At 29.3% G+C, this 1,946-nt stretch carries 1 protein-coding gene and 1 pseudogene; both read right to left on the bottom strand.

Annotation, left to right across the window (positions count from 1 at the left end):
* Positions 1 to 1,208, bottom strand: a 1,208-nt coding sequence (locus AJN64_RS04380) for a hypothetical protein (RefSeq protein ID WP_070292738.1), incomplete at its 3' end; no start/stop codon positions are given.
* 18 nt (positions 1,209 to 1,226) lie between these two features.
* A pseudogene (locus AJN64_RS04375) lies at positions 1,227 to 1,946 on the bottom strand (hypothetical protein); the annotation flags it as partial.

The following is a 1,946-nucleotide window of genomic DNA, read 5'->3' as shown; positions in this document are numbered from 1 at the left end:
GCAGGAATTCTTGGATCAAGGAGTTTGTCTAAATATCCTCTTTTATAAATCCATTCTAATCTTTCAGGTGTAAAATAATAAGGGGCATTAGGATAGCCTTGAGGTGGGGTTAGGGCTGCTAGTTTGGCGCTTAATACTAGGGTATCTTTGAATAAAGTAGCTTGTTGTTCACTCCAATCATTTGGAGTATCTACATCAAATCTTGTTACCATTCCATTTTCGTATCCATCCATAGCATCATCAAATTTATTTCTACTTTCAGGAGTAGAATCTATATCTCTTGGATCTTTTAATTTGCCTTTTTTAATATCATTATATAAAGCCCAAATGATCCTGCCTTCTTCATCATAGGCAAAATCATATTTATTTAAATCAATCACCCAATCTACTCCCATAATCTCATCTATAAAAGGAAGCATACCAAATTCATCAGGCTGTATAGTTTTAGCTAAATCTTTTACTAATTTGGCCCTTAAAGGATTTTTATGTATCCCTGCCATACCTATACCTATTTCTAAAAGATTATCAGCATAATTATAAATTCCTCTTTTTATACCTAATTCTTCATATCCTCCACCTGTGAGTTGAATATATAAAATAAAACATTGTATCATTCTGGCATTAAAGCCATGATTTTTAGAACGCACAAAATATTCAGGTTTTCCTAGTATTCCTGCTGCTATACCCCATTCTTGTCTAAAAAGAGAAGATTTTAAGGTTTCTTTATTATTGTTAACTTCATCATAAATATAGGCGTATTCTTCATTGATTAAATATCCTTTTTCATCTACATTAGCATAAGCATCATAGGGTATATCTATAACAGTGCTTCTTATACCACTTCTTATAATTAGATATTTATATCTTTCTCTTTTAGTTTTTAAAGATTTATAATAAGCTTTTTCTGCTTTAGTCCAAGGAGCTATAGCTCCTTTGATAGGATCTTTTAAATATATACTTTGCCAATCTTTAAATTCAAGTAAAGTAGAACTTTGTCCTGTATAAAAGTTAGGATCTAGGTATTGGGGTTTATAGTCTTTGTAGGGGGAGTTTTTCATAATATGATAAGATTTAAAAACCGCTTTGGAATATTCTTCGGTATAGTTGCCTGTGGGCTTAATATTTTCTTTAAAGAGTATTTTATTGGTATCTTTTTCCACATCTAATGTTAATCCATTGGGTGTATAAATCTCATAAGTTTCGCTCATTGTTTATCCTTTCGTAATTTATCCCATATATAAACCATCTTCTATGATTATAGTAGTAGCTAATCTGCCTATGAAATTAGGCGGAGTTTTTGTTTCTGATGTGATATCAGTATTTGCACTTGCCTTGCTAGTGTTATTTTCTCTTTTGTCTATAGCTTTCAAGCTTTCTTTATTTTCATTTATCCCTATATACATAGCCTTAAGATTGTTTTGTCCTATGATATTGAGTTTTTCTAGTAATCTTCTGGTTTTATTTTTATCTTCTATATATCTTCCTGTTTTATCTTTACTTGTATTGTAAATTCCATTAGCAAAATCTTGTAAAATTTGTAAAGCTTCATTGTAAGCATGAATAGGACTATCTTCATCCTTTTTAAAAGCACTAATTTGCTTTTCTTTATTTCTAAACTCTTTAAACAAAGGATGATTACAAGGAAGTTGATATATAGTGCATTTTTTAAGTTCTAAAGATTTTAACTCTTTAAAATAAAAAGTATAATCATCTATAATATATTTTTGTTCTTTTATATCCTCTAAAGCAGTTGCATTTCTTTTCTCATCAATAATCAAATAAGACAAAAGTCTTTTTAAAAGAAATTCTTTATTTTCTTCAAGCTTTTGATCTATTTCATAATGAAAGGAAAAATGAGTGTCAAAAACTCCTGTGCAAAGATCTATGCCATAAAAAATTTTCTTTAAATCAAAGCTAATGAATTTCGAATTGATTGCAAAAGGATA

Source organism: Campylobacter sp. BCW_4332 (assembly GCF_001763175.1).
Lineage (GTDB): Bacteria > Campylobacterota > Campylobacteria > Campylobacterales > Campylobacteraceae > Campylobacter_D > Campylobacter_D jejuni.
This window is presented reverse-complemented; position numbering and strand designations above follow the sequence as displayed.